The organism is Sabulicella flocculans (genome assembly GCF_045449635.1).
GTDB lineage: Bacteria > Pseudomonadota > Alphaproteobacteria > Acetobacterales > Acetobacteraceae > Roseococcus.
On the sequence record NZ_JBJJBR010000015.1, the window covers coordinates 44,161 to 59,229 of the forward strand.

Genomic DNA, 15,069 nt, shown 5'->3' on the forward strand with positions numbered 1-15,069 from the left:
GGCGTCAGATGACGAAGTGCAGCGGCTCCGTCACCGGGCGGCGCAGCCCGGCGGCGGCGGCGCGCTTCAGCAGCTCCTCCACCGACAGCGCGCTCAGCCGGTCGGTCAGCCCGGCGTCCAGCTCCCGCCACAGCGGCGCCGTCACGGCGGCAGCCAGCTTGCCGGCGGGCAGGGGCACCTCGTCGTCCGTCACGGCGTCCAGCACCTCGGCCAGCTTCACCTCGCGCGGGGCGCGGGCCATGCGGTAGCCGCCCTTGGGGCCGCGCAGGCTGTCCAGGATGCCGGCGCGCACCAGCGCCTGCAGCAGCGGCTCGATGCCGCGCCGCGCCGCGTCCAGCCGCCCGGCGATCTCGGCCGCGCCGGTCACCTCGCTGCCCCGCCCGGCGTGGAAGGCGACGTCCAGCACGATGTCGAGGGCGAGCAGGGCACGGTCCTGGCGCAGCAGCATGACGGGGGCGACCTCAACGCGGTGACGGAACGGAAAATGGGGTGGGCGCTGGACATTTCCCACCGCCGCGCCCCAAAATTACGGCCATGGAGCGTGGTATGGCAACTGACATGTCCAATCCCGGCGGTGGGGGAATGCGCACCTCCGTGCTGGACACCATCGGCCGCACGCCGCTGGTGCTGCTGCCGCGGCTGATGGCGCGCGAGGGGGTGGCGGCGCGGCTGGCCCTGAAGCTGGAATGGATGAATCCCGGCGGCTCGGTGAAGGACCGCATCGGCCTGGCGATGATCCTGGCCGCCGAGGCGGCGGGCGAGATCGCCCCGGAGCGCTCCGTGCTGGTGGAGCCGACCTCGGGCAACACCGGCATCGCCCTGGCGGTGGCGGCGGCGGCCAAGGGCTACCGCCTGCTGGTGGTGATGCCCGACGGCGCCAGCGTGGAGCGGCGCAAGATGCTGAAGCTGCTGGGCGCGGAGCTGGAGCTGACGCCGGCGCGCAAGGGCATGGGCGGCGCCATCGCGCGCGCCGAGGAGATCGTGGCGCGCACGGAGGGCGCCTGGATGGCCCGGCAATTCGACAACGCCGCCAACCCGGCGGTGCACGAATGCACCACGGCGGAGGAAATCTGGGCCGACACGGCGGGCGCGGTGGACGCGGTGGTGGGCGGCATCGGCACCGGCGGCACCCTGACCGGCATCGCCCGCGCCCTGAAGCCCCGCAAGGCCGGGCTGCGCGTCATCGGGGTGGAGCCCGCGGAATCCGCCGTGCTGAACGGCGACGACCCGGGGCCGCACCGCATCCAGGGCATCGGCGCCGGCTTCCGCCCGGCGGTGCTGGAGCTGGAGCGGCTGGACGGCGTGCGCCGGGTGGCCGAGCGCGAGTCCTTCGCCGCCGCCCGTCTGGCGGCGCGGGCGGAGGGGCTGGCGGTCGGCATCTCCTCCGGCGCGGTGCTGCACGCCATGCTGGAGCTGGCGCGCGAGCCGGCGATGGCGGGGAAGCTGGTGGTCGGCATCGCCGCCTCCTACGCCGAACGCTACCTCTCGACGGAGCTGTTCGAGGGCATCTGACGTCCCATCCGTCCCCGTTATCCACAGGGGGGCGCGGTGGCTTCGGGGCCGCCGCCGCGTTAGAACGGCAGGCCCATGAACACCATCCACCCGCCCGCCCTGCACGAGGATTCCGGCCTGCTCGGCCTGGGCACCCGCCTGCCGCCCGCCAACCTGGAGGCGGAGCAGGCGCTGCTGGGCGCGCTGCTGGCCAACAACAAGGCCTATGAGCGCGTCTCGGAGTTCCTGGAGCCCGAGCATTTCGCCGACGCCGTGCACGGCCGCGTCTTCGCCGCCATCCGCCGCCGGGTGGAGAACGGCCAGCTGGCCGACGCCGTGACGCTGCGCCACGAATTCGCCCACAACGGCGCGCTGGAGGAGGTGGGCGGCCCCGCCTACCTGACGCAGCTGCTGACCGCCATGGTCGGCATCGTCAACGCCGGCGAGTACGGCAAGCTGATCCACGACCACTGGATCCGCCGCCAGCTGATCGACCTGGGCGAGACGGTGGTGAACCGCGCCTTCGGCGTCGAGGACACGCTGGAAGGCAAGGACCAGATCGAGGCGGCCGAGCAGGCCCTGTTCAACCTGGCCACCGAGAAGGCCAGCGAGGGCGGCGCCATCTCCTTCGAGAAGGCGCTGACCCGCGCGGTGGAGGTGGCGGCGGCGGCGCTGGAGCGCGGCGGCGGCGTCTCCGGCCTGCCCAGCGGCCTGCGCGACGTGGATTCCAAGCTGGGCGGGCTGCACGACAGCGACCTGCTGATCCTCGCCGGGCGTCCGGGCATGGGCAAGACGGCGCTGGCCACCAAGGTGGCCTTCGGCGCCGCCCAGGCCCTGCTGCGCGAGACCGAGGAGCAGAAGGGCCCCGGCGCCGTGCCGCCGGCGGTGGCCATCTTCTCGCTGGAGATGAGCGCCGACCAGCTGGCCAACCGCCTGCTGAGCGAGGCCTCGCGCATCCAGGGCGACCGCATCCGCCGCGGCGAGATCTCCCAGCGCGAGTTCGACAACTTCGTCACCGTCTCGCGCGAATTGGCGCGGCTGCCGATCCTGATCGACGACACGCCGGCCATCACGCTCTCGGCGCTGCGCACGCGCTGCCGGCGCATCCAGCGCACGCGCGGGCTGAAGTTCATCGTGGTGGACTACCTGCAGCTGATGCGCCCCGCCGTGGGCACGCGGCCGGAATCGCGCGTGCTGGAAATCTCCATGATCACCCAGGGGCTGAAGGCCATCGCCAAGGAGCTGCACATCCCGGTGATGGCGCTGTCCCAGCTCTCGCGCGCCGTCGAGCAGCGCGAGGACAAGCGGCCCCAGCTTTCGGACCTGCGTGAATCCGGCTCCATCGAGCAGGACGCGGATTGCGTGATGTTCGTCTACCGCGACGAGTACTACCTCAAGGCGCGCGAGCCCAAGATCACCGCCTTCGGCGACGATTCCAAGTTCCACGAGGCCATGGAGCGCTGGCAGCAGGACATGGAGCGCGCGCACAACAAGGCGGACCTCATCATCGCCAAGCAGCGCCACGGCCCCACCGGCACCATCCCGCTGTTCTTCGAGGCCGAGTTCACCCGCTTCGGCGACCTGGACACCCATCATTCGCCCACCTACGCCGACTGAATGGCCACGGGCGTGCTTTCCATCGACCTCGGCGCCGTCGCGCGCAACTGGACGATGCTGCGCGCCCTGCACGCCCCGGGCGAGGTGGCGGCGGTGGTCAAGGCCGACGCCTACGGGCTGGGCGCCGCGCGGGTGGCGCCGGTGCTGGCCCGCGCCGGCTGCCGCCACTTCTTCGTCGCCACCCCCGACGAGGGCGAGGCGCTGCGCGAGGCGCTGGGCGAGGGGCCGATGGTGGCGGTGCTGGACGGCTTCTCCGGCCGGGCGCACCCGCGGCTGACCCCGGTGCTGAACAGCCTGGACGAGGTGCGCCACGCCCGCGGCGACGCCATCCTGCACCTGGACACCGGGATGAACCGCCTGGGCCTGCCGGCCGCCGAGGTGGACGCCCTGGCGCGCGAGCCCGGCCTGGCCGAGGGGCTGCGGCTGCGCTACGTGATGACGCACCTCGCCGCCGCCGAGGATCCTTCCCACCCGCTGAACGACCGCCAGCTGGACGCCTTCGCCGCCGCCTGCGCCCGGCTGCCGCGGGCGCGGCGCTCCCTGGCCAATTCCTCCGGCCTGTTCCTGGGCGAGCGCTTCCGCTCCGAGTTGGCGCGGCCCGGGGCGGCGCTCTACGGCATCAACCCCACGCCGGGGCGGGACAACCCGATGGAGCAGGTGGTGACGCTGCGCCTGCCCATCCTGCAGCTGCGCGAGGTGCCGCCGGGCGGCACGGTGGGCTATGGCGGCGCCTGGCTGGCCACGCGGCCCACGCGCATCGCCACCGTCGCCGGCGGCTACGCCGACGGCATCCCCCGCGCCTGGGAAGGCCGGGGCTGGGGCGTGCTGCACGGCAGGGAGGTGCCCCTGGCCGGCCGCGTCTCCATGGACCTCATGGGCTTCGACGTGACGGACGCCCCGCCCGCCCGGCCGGGCGACATGGTGGAAATCCTCGGGCTGGGGCAGGACCAGGACGATGTGGGCGCCGCCGCCGGCACCATCGGCTACGAAATCCTCACCCGGCTGGGCCGCCGCTTCGTGCGGGAGTATGTGGGCGCATGACCGCCGCCCTGGATTTCGTCGCCGTCATCGGCCGCGCCGCGCTCGCCCTGCTGCGCGCGGTGGGCGAGGTGTCGCTGTTCGCGCTGGAGGCGGTGTCGCACCTGCTGCGCCCGCCCTTCTTCTGGCGCCAGTTCTGGCGCCACTTCATCGAGGTGGCGTATTTCTCCCTGCCCGTTGTGGCGCTGACGGCGCTGTTCACCGGCATGGTGCTGGCGCTGCAATCCTACGTGGGCTTCGCGCGCTTCAACGCGGAATCCGCCATCGCCTCCGTCGTGGTGCTGAGCGTGACGCGCGAACTCGGCCCGGTGCTGGCCGGGCTGATGGTGGCCGGGCGCATCGGCGCCGCCATGGCGGCGGAGATCGGCACCATGCGGGTGACCGACCAGGTGGACGCCCTCACCACCCTGTCCACCGACCCGATGAAGTACCTGGTGGCGCCGCGGCTGCTGGCCGCCACCCTGGCCATGCCGCTGCTGGTGCTGGTGGCGGACGTGCTGGGCGTGGCCGGCGGCTTCCTGGTGGGCACCTGGAAGCTGGGCTTCGTGGCCGAGACCTACCTGGTGAACTCCTGGGCGGTGCTGGAGACGATGGACGTCGTCTCCGGCCTGGTGAAGGCGGCGGTGTTCGGCTTCGTCATCGCGCTGATGGGCTGCTGGTGCGGCTACGCCTCGCGCGGGGGGGCGCAGGGGGTGGGGCAGGCCACCACGCGCGCGGTGGTCTGGGCCTCCATCCTCATCCTCGCGCTCGACTACGCGCTGACCGCGGCGTTCTTCTCGTGAGCGCGAAGATCAGGCTGCGCGGGCTGCGCAAGGCCTTCGGCGCCAAGCAGGTGCTGGACGGGGTGGACCTGGAGGTGCGCGCGCGCCATTCCATGGTCATCCTCGGCGGCTCGGGCTCGGGCAAGTCGGTCACCATCAAGTGCATCCTGGGCCTGATTCAGCCCGACGAGGGGCTGATCGAGATCGACGGGCAGGACGTCGCGAAGCTGTCCCGCCGGGACCGCGCCGCCATCCTCGACCGCACGGGGATGCTGTTCCAGAACGGCGCGCTGTTCGACAGCCTGCCGGTGTGGGAGAACGTGTGCTTCAAGCTGCTGGCGCAGAAGCGGGTGACGCGCGCCGCCGCGCGCGACGTGGCGGCCGAGGCGCTGGCCCAGGTGGGGCTGGCGTCCAGCGTGGGCGACCTGTCCCCCTCCGAGCTGTCGGGCGGCATGCAGAAGCGCGTGGCGCTCGCCCGCGCCATCGCCGCCAAGCCCGACATCGTGTTCTTCGACGAGCCGACCACGGGGCTGGACCCCATCATGGGCGCCGTCATCGACGGGCTGATCGTGGACGTGGTGGAGCGGCTGGGCGCCACCGCCTTCTCCATCACGCATGACATGGCCAGCGCCCGGCGCATCGGCGACGACGCGGCGATGATCCACAAGGGGCGCATCGTCTGGACCGGCGCGGCGGAGACGCTGGGCCACACCGGCAACGCCATGGTGGACCAGTTCGCCAATGGCGAGCGCGAGGGACCCATCCAGATGGAGCTGCGCAAGTGAGCCACGGGCACGCCATCATCGCCTGGGACGGCACGGACGCCGGGGCGCCGGCCCGCCGCGCCGCCGCGCGCCCGCGCCACCTGGAGGTCATCACCCGCTGGGCCGCCGCCGGGCGGCTGAACCTGGCGGTGCCGCTGTTCCACCCGGACGGCCGCGCGCTGGGCTCGCTGATGGTGCTGGGCGAGGAGGACGAGGTCGGCGTCAAGGAATACCTGGCCGAGGAACCCTTCGCGCGCGACGGCGTGTGGCGGCGCTACGAGGCGCGGCCCTTCCGCATCGCGCCGCTGCCGTACCAGCCGCTGCCCTCGGGGCCGACGCCGCAGCACTTCACCCACGTCGTCACCATCGCCGAGGACGCGCCGGGCGCCGACCGCGCCGCGCAGCGCGCGCCGCACATGGCGCGGGTGCGCGGCTTCGCGGAGGACGGCACCCTGGCCTTCGGCGGCGCGCTGCTGGACGCGCGGGGCGGCATGGCGGGCTCGCTGGCGGTGACCCGCCACGCCACGGTGGAGGAAGCGGCAGCCTTCTGGGCGCCCGACCCCTACGTGGCCGGCGGCGTCTGGGGCGCGGTGACGCGCTTCCCCACCCGCTTCGCCCCGCTGCCCTACGCCGCCCTGCCGCAGGGGTGAGGACGCTGCCAGGCGTCGCGCCGGAGGCGCGCGGGTGAACGCGGCGCTGCCGGGCGTCGCGCCGGGGGCAAGCCGATGAACGCCACGCTGTCCGGCGTCGCCGCCCTGGTGCTGTGGGCCTTCCTGGGCGTGCTGACCCGGCTGGCCGCCGGCCTGCCGCCCCTGCAACTGACGGCGATGGGCTTCGCGGTGGCGGCCGCGCTCTCGCTGGCGGTGGTGGCGGCGCGCGGGCGGCTGGCGCGGCTGCGCGTCCCGCCCGTCGCTTGGCTGCACGGGGTGGGCGGGCTGTTCGGCTACCACGCGCTGTACTTCGCCGCGCTGCACTGGGCGCCGGCTGTGGAGGCCAACCTGCTGAACTACCTGTGGCCGCTGCTGATCGTGCTGCTGTCCTCGCCGGTGCTGGGGCTGCCGCTGGGGAAGCGGCGGCTGGCCGGAGTGGCGCTGGGCTTCGCCGGCTGCGCCCTGCTGGTGGGGGCCGGGGCGCGCTTCCCGGCCGGGGCCTGGCTGGGCTTCCTCTGCGCCATCGGCTGCGCGCTGGTGTGGGCGCTGTATTCCGTTTCCGCCAAGCGCCTGGCCGCGGTGCCGACGGAGGCGGTGGCCGGGTTCTGCGCCGCCTCCGCCGCCCTGGCCGCCTTGGCGCACCTGGCGCTGGAGGCGACGGTGGCGCCCGATGCCCGGCAGTGGCTGGCGGTGGCGCTGCTGGGCGCCGGGCCGGTGGGGCTGGCCTTCTTCCTGTGGGACCACGGCATGAAGCGCGGCGACCCGCGGCTGCTGGGCACCCTGGCCTACGCGGTGCCGGTGGCCTCCACCGCGCTGCTGGTGCTGGCCGGCGCGGGCGAGGCCTCCTGGCGCCTCCTCGTCGCGCTGGGGCTGGTGGCGGGCGGCGGCTGGGTGGCGGCGCGGGCCTGAGGCGGCGTCAGCCCCGCCGCAGGTTCCACAGCATCGGGCTGGGCGCCTGCAGCACACCCGACAGGTCGGCCCGGAAGGCGGTGCGCAGGCGGAACAGGCCGGTGGGGGCGATGGGCACGCTGTCCCACGCCTTCTCCTGCAGGCGGCGCATGGCGCCGGCCTGGCCTTCGGCGTCGGCGGCTTCCAGCCAGGCGCTGACCTCGGCTTCCACCTGGGGGTCCTCCGGCCAGCCGGGCCAGGCCTGGGCGCCGTTCATGCGGATCACGAAGCTCACCGCCGGGTTGGCGATGGTGGCGGCCGGGGCGTTGGTGTTGTGCAGGTGCCAGCCGCCCTGGGCGGGCGCGTTGCGGTTGGCGCGGCGGGCCAGGATGGTGGCCCAGTCGCTCTCGACCGGCTGCATGTTCAGGCCGATGGCGCGCATCGCTTCCACCGTGACGCGGCCCTGCTGCGTCACCGCCGGGAAGTCGCTGGGGTTGATGTGGATGATCGGCTCGCCGTTGTAGCCGGCCTCCCGCAGCGCGGCGCGCGCGCGGTCCAGCGCCGCGGCGCCGCGCGGGGCGGCCGGGAACTCCATCGCGCCCGGCAGGCCGCAGGGGAACATGGAATGGCACTCCTGCCAGTCGCCCGGCAGGGCCACCGCCTGCATGAAGTCAGGCTGCACCAGCATGTCGCGGATGGCGCGGCGCACCCGCACGTCATTGAAGGGCGGGTGCAGGTGGTTGAAGCGCAGGAAGCCCAGGAAGCCGTTGGGGTCATAGACCTGGGTGCGGATGTTGCGGTCGCGCTGGAGCACCGGCACCAGGTCGGGCAGGGGGTATTCCACCCAGTCCACTTCGCCGGTGCGCAGGGCCGCGGCCGCGGTGCCGCCATCGGGGATCCAGACCAGCTCCAGCCGGTCGAAATGCACGCGCTTGCCGCCGGTCATCGCCTCGGCCGGCTCCTCGCGCGGGACATAGGCCTCGTTGCGGGCGTAGGCGGCGCGCGAGCCCTGCACGTAGTCGCCGGCGATGAAGCGCCAGGGGCCGGAGCCGATCATCGCGTCCACCCCCAGCGGCCGGTCGGCCGGCAGGGAGGCGAAGCGCTCGGGCATCATGAAGCAGGGGCTGCTGCCGGGCTTGGCCAGCGCGTCGGCCAGGGCGGGAAAGGGGCGGCGCAGGCGGAAGCGGATGGTGGCGTCGTCCGGCGCATCCAGCTCCGCCACCGCGCGCATCAGCGCCAATCCGAAATTGTCGCGCATCGCCCAGCGGCGGATGCTGGCCACGCAATCGCGCCCGCGCACCGGCTCGCCGTCATGGAAGCGCAGGCCTTCGCGCAGGGTGATGCGCCATTCGAGGCCATCGGCGCTGATGGCGTGGCCCTGCGCCATCTGCGGCAGCGGGCGCATCTGCCGGTCGGCGCCATACAGCGTGTCCCACACGCAGAAGCCGTGGGTGGTGATGATGGTGGAGGGGTTGAACACCGGGTCCAGCACCGCCAGCGCCGCCTGCGGCATGAAGCGCAGCGTGCGGGCGCGCGCGGTCTGCGCCCCGGCGGCGAGAGGCAGCGCCAAGGGCGCGGCGAGCAGGTGGCGGCGGTTGAGCATGATCCCTCCAAACGCAATCCGGAGGGCGGGCGCGGGTGCGCCCGGATGCGCTTCCCTCCGCCGGCATGATCCGGATCAGGTTCCAGGGTCGCGGGGCTGGCCCCCGCCTCTCAGCGCCGCCTCCCGCTCCGCCCCCGCCGCGCAGCGACGGGGAAAGCCGACCGGGCAGAGGGGCGCACCCCCACGCATCTGCGGGCCATCTGGGGCAGAAGCGCGGTCCGTGCAAGCCCGGGTTTGACACGGCGCGGCGCCGCGTGTCCGCTTCCAGGCAACGAAGGGGAGGCAAGGGCGATGGCGGGAAAGCCGTTCGAGGGCGTGGCGCAGGCGGAGGAAGCCGGCTACGCCGACGACCTGCGGCATTTCCGCTGGAGCAACCACGGGCCGGAGGAATGGGCCGGCTTGGTGCTGCTGTGGGTGCTGGGCGCGCTGGTCTTCACCCAGTTCTTCACCCGCTACGTGCTGAACGACAGCCTGGCCTGGACGGAGGAGGTGGCGCGCTACCTGCTGGTCGTCCTCACCTTCATCGGCGCCGCCGGGGCGGTGCGGCGCGGCACCCACATCCGCGTCGAGGCGCTGGAGATGGCGCTGCCCGCGCGCGGACGCCGCGCGCTGTGGGCGGTGCAGGACGCGCTGCGCCTGGGCTTCTGGGGCTTCGGCGCCTGGATCTCCTTCGACCTGGCGGACCGCATGGGCGTGATGCCGATGGACAGCCTCGATCACTCGCTGGCCTGGGTCTATTGGCCCGTGTTCATCGGCTTCGTGCTGATGCTGCTGCGCGAGGGGCAATGGGTGTGGCGGCGCTGGCGCCACGGCGACGCGCCGGCCGCGCAGGATGTCCTGGCATGACCGCCGCCATCCTGCTGCTGGGCTTCCTGGCGCTGATGGCGCTGGGCGTTCCCGTCGCCGTCGCGCTGGCGGGCTCGGGCATCGCCTTCGCGCTGGTGGACGGCTCCATCCCGCTGCTGGCCATCGTGCACCGCATGGTGGGCGGGGTGGATTCCTTTCCCCTGCTGTGCGTGCCCTTCTTCATCTTCGCCGGCATGCTGATGAACTCCTCGGGCATCACCGAGCGCATCTACGACTTCGCGGTGGCCGCGGTGGGCTGGATGCGCGGCGGGCTGGGCCAGGTGAACGTGGTGGGTTCCGTCGTCTTCGCCGGCATGTCGGGCACCGCGGTGGGCGACGCCGCGGGGCTCGGCACCATCGAGGTGCGGGCGATGCGCGCGCATGGCTACGACCCCAAATTCGCCGTGGGCATCACGGCCGCGTCCTCCATGCTGGGGCCGCTGCTGCCGCCCTCCTTGCCGCTGGTGGTGTATGGCGTCTCGGCCAACGCCTCCATCGGGCAGTTGTTCGCGGCCGGCATCGTGCCCGGGCTGCTGGTGGCGGCGGCGCTGATGGCGATGGTGCGCTGGTACGCGGTGCGCCACGGCTACGGCGCCGACGCGTCCTTCCGCCTGTACGAGGTGGGGCGCACGTTGGCGCGCGGCATCCTGCCGCTGCTCACGCCGGTGCTCATCATCGGCGGCATGCGCGCGGGGCTGTTCACGCCGACGGAGGGCGCGATCTGCGCCGTCGCCTGGGCGCTGTTCCTGGGCGTGCTGGTCTACCGCACGCTGGGCTTCAAGGCGGTGGCGAAGGTGAGCTTCGAGACGGTGGAGGTGACCGCCACCATCCTGCTCATCGTCGCCGCCTCCGAGGTGTTCGGCTGGATGCTGACCACCACCCGCGCCTCCGAGCAGGTGGTGGGCTGGGTGCTGGCGATCACCGAGCAGAAATGGCTGATCCTGCTGCTGGCCAACATCTTCCTGCTGCTGGTGGGGCTGGCCATCGAGCCGCTGCCGGCCATCCTCATCCTCACGCCCATCATGCTGCCGGTGATGGAGGCGATCGGCGTGGACCCGGTGCATTTCGGCCTCATCATGGTGCTGAACCTGTGCATCGGGCTGCTGACGCCGCCGGTGGGGATCGTGGTGTTCATCCTGGCCCGCGTCGGCGGGATATCGTTCGAGGAGGCGGCGAAGGGCGTGCTGCCCTTCATGGTGCCGCTGGTGGGCGTGCTGCTGCTGTGCACCTACGTGCCCGGGGTGGTGATGTGGCTGCCCTCGCTGTGGTATCGCTGAGGCAAAGAAGGGAAGGAACCGCCATGCACCGCCGCACGCTGCTCGCCGCCACGCTCGCCCTGCCCGCCGTGGCGCGGGCCCAGTCGGGTACCCAGTCGGGGGCGCCGCTGCGCCTCGTCGTGCCCTTCGCGCCCGGCGGCACCTCCGACATCCTGGCCCGGCTGCTGCAAGGGCCCCTGGCGGCCGAGCTGGGCCAGCCCGTGGTGGTGGAGAACCGCTCCGGCGCCAACGGCAACCTGGGGGCGGAGCTGGTGGCGCGCGCCGCCGGCGACGGCACGGCGCTGCTGCTGACCGATGCCGGGGCGCTGGCCACCGCGCCGGCGCTGTTCCCGCGCCTGCCCTTCGACGCGCTGCGCGACCTGCGGCCGGTGCAGATGCTGGGCTACTCGCCCTACCTGCTGGTGGTGAACCCGGCGGTGCCGGCGGCCGACGCCCGCGCGCTGGAGGCGCTGGCCAGGCGCAGCCCGGACAGCATCAACATCGCCACCTCCGGCGTCGGCGCCGCCAACCACCTGGTGCCGCTGCTGCTGGCGAAGCACTGGGGCGTGACGCTGACCACCGTGCCCTATCGCGGCGGCGCGGCGGCGCTGACGGCGGTGGCGGGGGGCGAGGCGCAGGTGCTGGTGAACGGCGCCGCCGCCACCCTGCCCTTCGCGCGCGACGGCCGGCTGCGCGCCGTGGCGACCTCGCGCGCCGGCAGCCGCCTGCCTGCCCTGCCGGATGTGCCCACCTTCGACGAGCTGGGCTGGCCGGCCGGCGGCTCGGGCACCTTCCAGGGCATCCTGGCGCCCGCCGCCACCCCGCCCGAGACGGTGGCGCGCCTGTCCGCCGCGCTGGACCGCGCCCACCTGGCCGACCCGGTGATCGCGCGCCGCTACGACCAGCTGGCGACGGAGCGCAGCAGCATGGGCCCCGCCGCCTTCGCCGCCTGGCTGGCGCGCGAGGCCGAGCAATGGGGCCGCGTGGTGCGCGAGAACCGCATCACGGCGGAATGAGCCCGGAGGAGCTGCTGGCCCGGCTGGACGCGCTGGGCGTGGCGCACCGCACGGTGTCGCACGCCGCCGTGTTCACCGTGGCCGAATCGCGGGCGCTGCGCGGCGCGCTGCCGGGCGCGCACAGCAAGAACCTGTTCCTGCGCCGGCGCGACGGCGGCTTCGCCCTGGCGGTGCTGGAGGAAGGCCGCCAGGCCAGCGTCAACGCCCTGGCCCGCCTGGCCGGCTGGGGCCGGGTGCGGATGGCCGGCGCCGACGAGCTGCGCGCCACCCTGGGCGTGGAGCCGGGCAGCGTGACGCCCTTCGGCCTGGTCCATGCCGCGCCGGGCAGCGTGGCCGTGCTGCTGGACGCCGCGCTGGCCGGGGCAGGCACCGCGTGGTTCCACCCGCTGGTGAACACGCGCTCCACCGCCCTGGCGGGGGCGGAACTGGTGCGGGTGCTGCGGGAATGGGGACATGCCCCGCTCGTGCTAGGACTCGAGGAATCCCTCTAGCGCCGCCAGCACCTCCTCCGGCGCCTCCTCGGCCAGGTAGTGGCCGCTGTTCACCGCGTGGCCGCTCACCTCGGCCTCCGCGTAGGCGCGCCACACCTCGAGCGGGGCGTACCAGTGGCCGATGCGGCCCTTCGCCCCCCACAGCGCCAGCAGCGGGCAGCGCAGCTTCTCCCCCGCGGCGCGGGAGGCGCGGTCGTGCTCCAGGTCCAGCGTGGCCGCCGCCCGGTAGTCCTCGCAGATGCCGTGCAGCGTGCCCGGTTCGCGCAGGGCGGCCAGGTAGTCGGCCCGCGCCTCGGGGTCGAAGAAGCCGCGGTCCTTGGGCTCGCGCGAGGTGTGGAGGTCGAACCAGGTCTCGACGTCGTGGCCCATGAAGGTTTCGGGCAGCGGGTGCGGCTGGGCCAGCCAGAACCAGTGGTAGTAGCCCATGGCGAAGTCCATGTCCGCGCGCTCGAAGTGGTGCAGCGTGGGCACGATGTCCATCACGCACAGGCGCTGCACCGCCTGCGGGTGGTCCAGCGCCAGGCGGTGCGCCACGCGGGCGCCGCGGTCATGCGCCACCAGCTGGAAGCGCCCGTGGCCCAGGTGGCGCATCAGCGCCAGCGGGTCCTTGGCCATCTCGCGCTTGGCGTAGGGGGCGTGGTCCGCGCTGGGCGGCGGCTTGGGCGCGAAGCCGTAGCCGCGGATGTCCGGGCACACCACGGTGAAGCGCCGGGCCAGCGCGGGCGCGACGCGGTGCCACATGGCGTGGGTCTGCGGGTTGCCGTGCAGCAGCAGCAGCGGCGGGCCGGAGCCGCCGACGCGGAAGCGCGTGCCGGCGAACTCGCGCAGCGCGAAGCCCTCGAAGAACATAGTTTTGTCCCTTACCGCTGGAAAGGGACAGCGCGCTTCATCGCGGCCGCGGCGTCAAGCAGCGCGCAACCCCTCCAGCGCGGCGGACAATGCTTCGTCCAGCACGCGCCCCTGTTCACCAAGCTGACCAGCGGCGCCGCGGATAACTTGGATGCGCGCGCTAGCCTGACCAATCGCAGTGCTGGCAGTACGAGCGGATTCGCTCGCCTCTGCCGTGCCGGAGGCCACCCGTTCGGCGGTGGCGGCGATCTCGCGGGTCGCGGCGCCCTGCTCCTCCACCGCACCAGCAATGGCCGAGGCCACCTCCTCCACTCGTGCCAGCACCACGCCAATGCCTCCGATGGCCTGCACCGCCTCACCCGTAGCAGACTGGATGGCACCGATCTGAGCGGCGATTTCTTCCGTGGCCTTGGCAGTCTGCGCCGCTAGCGCCTTCACCTCGCTGGCCACCACAGCGAAGCCCTTGCCCGCCTCGCCGGCCCGCGCCGCCTCGATGGTGGCGTTCAGCGCCAGCAGGTTGGTCTGCCCGGCGATATCGCTGATCAGGCGCACTACGTCGCCGATGCGCGCGGCGTCGCTGGCTAGCCGGCGCATCACCGCGTCGGATTCCCTGGTGCGCTGCACCGCCTCGCCCGAGACTTGGCTGGCTAGTGCCACTTGGCGGGTGATTTCGCCCACGCTCGCGGCTAACTCGGCGGTGGCGGTGGCGACTGTAGCAACGTTCTCGCTGGCGCTGGCCGCGGCGCCGGCAGCACGGTCGGCTTGGTCGGTCGCGGCGCCAGAGGCGGCGTCAAGCGCGGTAGCGCTCTCGGCCATGCGCTGGGCGTTGACGCGGCTTTCCTGCGCCAGCCGGACCAAGCTGCGCTCCAGCTCCTCGGCGATGTCCAGCCGGGCTTGGTGGGCGGCGGTAGCGCCCTCGGCCTCCGCGGCGCGCCGCCGGGCTTCCGCCTCGGCCTCGGCGGCATGGGCGGCATGGGCCTGCGCCACCGCGGCATTGGCGGCGGCAATCGCCTCGGCCAGGCGAGTGGCAATCCAGACCAGCGCCGCCGCCTCCAACAACAGGATCACGGCGTGCAGTGCCACGCGGGCCAAGTTCGAACCCTCGGGGAAGACGGCGTAGGGGGCCAGGATGTTGAGCCCCAAGTGATGCAGCGCAACGCCGGCCGTTGCCACCAGGATCGTGCGCGGGCAGCAGAACCCCGCTAGAAGGGCTAGTCCAGCGAAATACACCATGTGCAGGTCGGTCTGCCAAGCGGCGGGCACCACGGCCACCTGGATGGAGATGCCCAGTACCAGCGCTGCGGCGATAGTGTGGCGCAGCACGGTGGATTCCAGCCCTGCTCGCGCCGCCGCCAGCGCGGCGCTCAGCCCGGCGGCGGCCAGGAGGGTAGGCCCCAACAGCGCGGTGCCTTCCAGTCCTTCCAGCCAACCCAGCACGGCGGTGAGGGGTACGAGACCTGCCAGCAACAGCAGCAGCGCGCGCGCCAGCTGGCAGCGCAGGGTATCGAGCGTCATCGGTCAGGTAGTCCTTGGGGGTGGGGCGCAGCCGGCCACAGTGCGGGCAGCGAGGATGAGTGACGCGCTAGAGATTCGCGCTAGTGCGGCAGGCGGCAGGGCATCGGCATCGGGCAGCAGGTGCAGCACTGCCCAGGACCGGCCCGCTAGCCGCAGCGGACGCCATCCGGCAGCGGCGGCTAGCGGCAGCGCGCGCTCCGCCGTTGCTGCATCGGTGAAGACCAACATCACCGCTTGACCGCTGGCTGGCCGCAGGACGAGCAGCGGCAAAGCCAGCAGGCCGG

15 protein-coding genes are annotated in these 15,069 nt (G+C 73.3%); 11 read left to right on the forward strand and 4 right to left on the reverse strand.

Annotated features, from left to right (window positions below; all coding sequences use genetic code 11):
* Positions 1–4: 4 nt before the first annotated feature.
* Complete coding sequence (locus tag ACI6QG_RS13970; protein ID WP_407025185.1) at positions 5–448, reverse strand: RrF2 family transcriptional regulator; 444 nt, start codon at positions 446–448, stop codon at positions 5–7.
* 134 nt (positions 449–582) lie between these two features.
* Between ACI6QG_RS13970 and cysK the strand changes: the two genes are divergently transcribed.
* The 7 genes from cysK (at position 583) to yddG (ending at position 7,230) form a co-directional block, all read left to right on the forward strand.
* Complete coding sequence (gene cysK, locus ACI6QG_RS13975; RefSeq protein WP_407025186.1) at positions 583–1,512, forward strand: cysteine synthase A; 930 nt, start codon at positions 583–585, stop codon at positions 1,510–1,512.
* 75 nt (positions 1,513–1,587) lie between these two features.
* Positions 1,588–3,108: a replicative DNA helicase gene (locus ACI6QG_RS13980; protein ID WP_407025187.1), complete on the forward strand. Its 1,521-nt coding sequence runs from the start codon at positions 1,588–1,590 to the stop codon at positions 3,106–3,108.
* On the forward strand, positions 3,109–4,149 hold the full coding sequence (gene alr / locus ACI6QG_RS13985; RefSeq protein ID WP_407025188.1) for an alanine racemase: 1,041 nt from the start codon (positions 3,109–3,111) through the stop codon (positions 4,147–4,149).
* Positions 4,146–4,928: an MlaE family ABC transporter permease gene (locus ACI6QG_RS13990; RefSeq protein ID WP_407025189.1), complete on the forward strand. Its 783-nt coding sequence runs from the start codon at positions 4,146–4,148 to the stop codon at positions 4,926–4,928. Before alr ends, ACI6QG_RS13990 begins: the two co-directional genes overlap by 4 nt.
* Positions 4,925–5,692 (forward strand): ABC transporter ATP-binding protein, encoded by a 768-nt coding sequence (locus ACI6QG_RS13995; RefSeq protein ID WP_407025190.1) that lies wholly within the window; start codon positions 4,925–4,927, stop codon positions 5,690–5,692. The genes ACI6QG_RS13990 and ACI6QG_RS13995 overlap by 4 nt, the downstream gene beginning before the upstream one ends.
* Positions 5,689–6,321 carry a YciI family protein gene (locus ACI6QG_RS14000; RefSeq protein ID WP_407025191.1) on the forward strand — a complete coding sequence of 211 codons (633 nt, stop codon included), beginning with the start codon at positions 5,689–5,691 and terminating at the stop codon, positions 6,319–6,321. Before ACI6QG_RS13995 ends, ACI6QG_RS14000 begins: the two co-directional genes overlap by 4 nt.
* Before the next feature lie 75 nt (positions 6,322–6,396).
* A complete protein-coding gene (yddG, locus tag ACI6QG_RS14005; RefSeq protein ID WP_407025192.1) occupies positions 6,397–7,230 on the forward strand; it encodes an aromatic amino acid exporter YddG in 834 nt (277 codons plus the stop codon).
* 7 nt (positions 7,231–7,237) lie between these two features.
* On the opposite strand, the gene ACI6QG_RS14010 is transcribed toward yddG, so the two are convergent.
* Positions 7,238–8,812 carry an ABC transporter substrate-binding protein gene (locus ACI6QG_RS14010; protein ID WP_407025193.1) on the reverse strand — a complete coding sequence of 525 codons (1,575 nt, stop codon included), beginning with the start codon at positions 8,810–8,812 and terminating at the stop codon, positions 7,238–7,240.
* Between the two features lie 291 nt (positions 8,813–9,103).
* Here ACI6QG_RS14010 and ACI6QG_RS14015 point away from each other — a divergent pair, with 291 nt between their 5' ends.
* Genes ACI6QG_RS14015 through ACI6QG_RS14030 form a run of 4 tightly spaced genes read left to right on the forward strand, consistent with a single transcriptional unit; the run spans position 9,104 to position 12,421 of the window.
* On the forward strand, positions 9,104–9,658 hold the full coding sequence (locus ACI6QG_RS14015; RefSeq protein ID WP_407025194.1) for a TRAP transporter small permease: 555 nt from the start codon (positions 9,104–9,106) through the stop codon (positions 9,656–9,658).
* Positions 9,655–10,935, forward strand: coding sequence for a TRAP transporter large permease (locus tag ACI6QG_RS14020; RefSeq protein WP_407025195.1), 1,281 nt, complete (start codon positions 9,655–9,657; stop codon positions 10,933–10,935). The genes ACI6QG_RS14015 and ACI6QG_RS14020 overlap by 4 nt, the downstream gene beginning before the upstream one ends.
* Positions 10,936–10,958: 23 nt before the next feature.
* Positions 10,959–11,930 carry a tripartite tricarboxylate transporter substrate-binding protein gene (locus ACI6QG_RS14025; RefSeq protein WP_407025196.1) on the forward strand — a complete coding sequence of 324 codons (972 nt, stop codon included), beginning with the start codon at positions 10,959–10,961 and terminating at the stop codon, positions 11,928–11,930.
* Entirely contained in the window at positions 11,927–12,421 is a 495-nt protein-coding gene (locus ACI6QG_RS14030; RefSeq protein WP_407025197.1) for a prolyl-tRNA synthetase associated domain-containing protein, read from the forward strand. Before ACI6QG_RS14025 ends, ACI6QG_RS14030 begins: the two co-directional genes overlap by 4 nt.
* Here the strand turns inward: ACI6QG_RS14030 and ACI6QG_RS14035 are convergent.
* Positions 12,398–13,270 carry an alpha/beta fold hydrolase gene (locus ACI6QG_RS14035; RefSeq protein WP_407025198.1) on the reverse strand — a complete coding sequence of 291 codons (873 nt, stop codon included), beginning with the start codon at positions 13,268–13,270 and terminating at the stop codon, positions 12,398–12,400. The genes ACI6QG_RS14030 and ACI6QG_RS14035 overlap by 24 nt on opposite strands.
* Before the next feature lie 54 nt (positions 13,271–13,324).
* Positions 13,325–14,785, reverse strand: a complete 1,461-nt coding sequence (locus tag ACI6QG_RS14040) for a methyl-accepting chemotaxis protein (protein ID WP_407025199.1) — start codon at positions 14,783–14,785, stop codon at positions 13,325–13,327.
* Positions 14,786–15,069: the final 284 nt, after the last annotated feature.